The sequence below is a fragment of the Amnibacterium sp. genome (assembly GCF_051956055.1).
Lineage (GTDB): Bacteria > Actinomycetota > Actinomycetes > Actinomycetales > Microbacteriaceae > Amnibacterium.
Genome location: NZ_JBQCGC010000062.1, coordinates 1 through 2,628, shown reverse-complemented (window position 1 = coordinate 2,628; position 2,628 = coordinate 1). Strand labels below are relative to the sequence as shown.

Below are 2,628 nucleotides of genomic sequence, written 5' to 3'. Positions count from 1 at the left end.
GCGGGCGGTCCGTACCTGGCCCAGTCGTTGATCCGGTCGAACAGCGTCGGTCTGGTCGTCGTCTCCTGGGCGGGGACGACGGCCTGCGACACGGAGGAAGGATACGGGCGGGTCCCGCCGCGGCGGCCGTCGCCGCGTCCGGCACCGGCAGACTCTTGGGATGCTCGTGCTCGCCGCCACTCCCATCGGCAACCTCGGCGACGCGACCCGGCGCCTCGAGGCCGTGCTCGCCGCCGCGTCGGTCATCGCCGCCGAGGACACCAGGGTCGCGCAGCGCCTCCTGGCCGCGCTGCGGATCGAGACGCACGCCCGCCTCGTCACCGTGAACGAGCACACCGAGCGGGCGCGGATCGGGGAGCTGCTCGATGCGGCGCGGGAGGCGGACGTGGTGCTGGTGTCGGACGCCGGCATGCCGACCGTCTCCGACCCGGGCTTCGCGCTCGTGCGCGCGGCGGTGGACGCGGGCGTGCCGGTGACCGCGGTGCCTGGCGCCTCCGCGGTGCTCACCGCGCTCGCGCTGTCCGGGCTGCCCACCGACCGCTTCGTGTTCGAGGGGTTCGCGCCGCGGAAGCCCGGGGAGCGGCGCCGGTTCCTGCAGACGCTCGTCGCCGAGCCGCGCACGACCGTGCTGTTCGAGTCGCCGAACCGCACGGCGGCGCTGCTCGCCGCGATGCTCGAGGTGTTCGGCCCCGACCGCCAGGTCGTCGTCGCGCGGGAGCTCACGAAGCTGCACGAGGAGGTGGTCCGCGGCACGGTCGCCGAGGTGGCCGCCTGGGCCGAGGAGGGGGTGCGGGGCGAGGTCGTCGTCGTGCTCGCCGGGGCCGAGCCGCCGCCCGCGTCCGAGGAGGACGCGGTCGCCGAGGTCCTCGCGCTCGTCGCGGGCGGGGCCCGGCTGAAGGACGCGAGCGCCGAGGTGGCCGAGCGCACGGGCCTGTCCCGCAAGGGGCTGTACGACGCCGCGCTCGCCGCCCGCTGAGACCGGGCCGGGAATCGGCTCGCCTCCGGAATCCCTGCGGCGTCACCGCGTTCCGGTCGGCATGCGAGCAGTGCGTTTCGATCGGTACGGGGACGAGTCGGTGCTGGAGGTGCGCGAGGTGCCGGATCCGGAGCCCCGGGAGGGCGAGGTCGTGGTCCGCGTGGTGACCGCCGGCACGAACCCGGGCGAGATCGGGATCCGCTCCGGCGCGATGGCCGAGCAGTTCCCGGTCACGTTCCCGGAGGGGCAGGGCAGCGACCTCGCGGGCGAGATCGTCGCGATCGGCGCCGGGGTCGCGCACCTCGGTATCGGGCAGCGGGTGATCGGGCTGTCGGACCGCCGCAACGCGCAGGCGGAGCTCGCGGTGCTGCCGGCGGACCGGGTGGTGCCGAAGCCGGAGGCGCTCGGCTGGGACGTCGCCGCGACGCTCTACGTGGCCGGCACCACGGCCCTGGCCGCGCTGCGGGCCGTGCCGGTCGGGCCGGCCGACACCGCCGTGATCGCGGGGGCCGCCGGCGGTGTGGGGGTGTACCTGACCCAGCTCGCCGTGGGCACGGGTGCCCGCGTGATCGCGATCGCGGGGGAGGCGAACCACGCATGGCTGCGCGAGCACGGCGCGGAACCGGTCGCGTACGGCGACGGCCTCGAGGAGCGCCTCCGCGCGGCCGCTCCCGAGGGCTTCACCGCGTTCTACGACCTCCACGGTGACGGGTACACGGACCTCGCGATCCGGCTCGGGGTGAGCCCGGACCGGGTCGAGACGATCATCGACTTCGGCGCCGTGCAGCGCCTCGGGGTCAGGGCGATGGGCATGGCCTCGCTCGACGATCCGGCGGAGGGCGTCCGCACGCTCGCGGCGATCGCCGCGGGCGGCGGCTTCGAGGTGCCGATCAAGGGCCGGTTCCCGCTCGCGCGGGTGCAGGACGCCTACCGCGAGGTCGCGCGCCGTAGCGGCCTCGGCAAGGTCGTGCTCGAGGTCGGCGCCCCCTGACCCCTTCGCGGGGCGAGGGCGCGTCGTCATGCGCCGTCACGAGCCCCGTAAAATCCTTCGGTGCCTGAGGACCGGTCGTTCTACATCACCACGCCGATCTTCTACCCCTCCGACGTGCCCCACATCGGTCACGGCTACACCGAGGTCGCGGCGGACGTGCTGTCCCGCTGGCACCGGCAGGCCGGCGACGACACGTGGTTCCTGACCGGCACGGACGAGCACGGGCAGAAGATGCTCCGCACCGCGACCGCCAACGACATGGGCGCGCGCGAGTGGGCGGACAAGCTGGTGCGCGAGTCGTGGATCCCGCTGCTCGAGACGCTCGACATCGCGAACGACGACTTCATCCGCACCACGCAGCCCCGGCACGAGCAGGGGGTCGCCGCCTTCATCCAGCGCCTCTACGACACCGGCTTCATCGAGGCCGGCGACTACGAGGGCTTCTACTGCGTCGGCTGCGAGGAGTACAAGCAGACCGCGGATCTCGTGACCGGCACCGGGAAGTACGACGGCGAGCTGGTCTGCGCGATCCACTCGATCCCCGTCGAGCTGCTGAAGGAGCGCAACTACTTCTTCCGCATGAGCCGCTTCCAGGAGCGGCTGCTCGCGCTGTACGAGGAGCGCCCGGACTTCGTGCAGCCGGACAGCGCCCGCAACGAGG

The 2,628-nt window shown here is 73.9% G+C and carries 3 protein-coding genes; all 3 read left to right on the top strand.

Annotated features, from left to right (window positions below):
* Positions 1–160: 160 nt before the first annotated feature.
* Entirely contained in the window at positions 161–976 is an 816-nt protein-coding gene (rsmI, locus tag ACTHLI_RS09000; protein WP_440182881.1) for a 16S rRNA (cytidine(1402)-2'-O)-methyltransferase, read from the top strand.
* 61 nt (positions 977–1,037) lie between these two features.
* Entirely contained in the window at positions 1,038–1,967 is a 930-nt protein-coding gene (locus ACTHLI_RS08995; RefSeq protein ID WP_440182879.1) for an NADP-dependent oxidoreductase, read from the top strand.
* A 60-nt stretch (positions 1,968–2,027) separates the two neighbouring features.
* Positions 2,028–2,628: class I tRNA ligase family protein (locus ACTHLI_RS08990; protein WP_440182877.1), on the top strand; the 601-nt coding region annotated here is incomplete at its 3' end.

Excerpts from the sequence above, each read along its gene's own strand:
- rsmI (WP_440182881.1), top strand. The coding sequence starts at position 161 with ATGCTCGTGCTCGCCGCCACTCCCATCGGCAACCTCGGCGACGCGACC.
- ACTHLI_RS08995 (WP_440182879.1), top strand. The coding sequence starts at position 1,038 with ATGCGAGCAGTGCGTTTCGATCGGTACGGGGACGAGTCGGTGCTGGAG.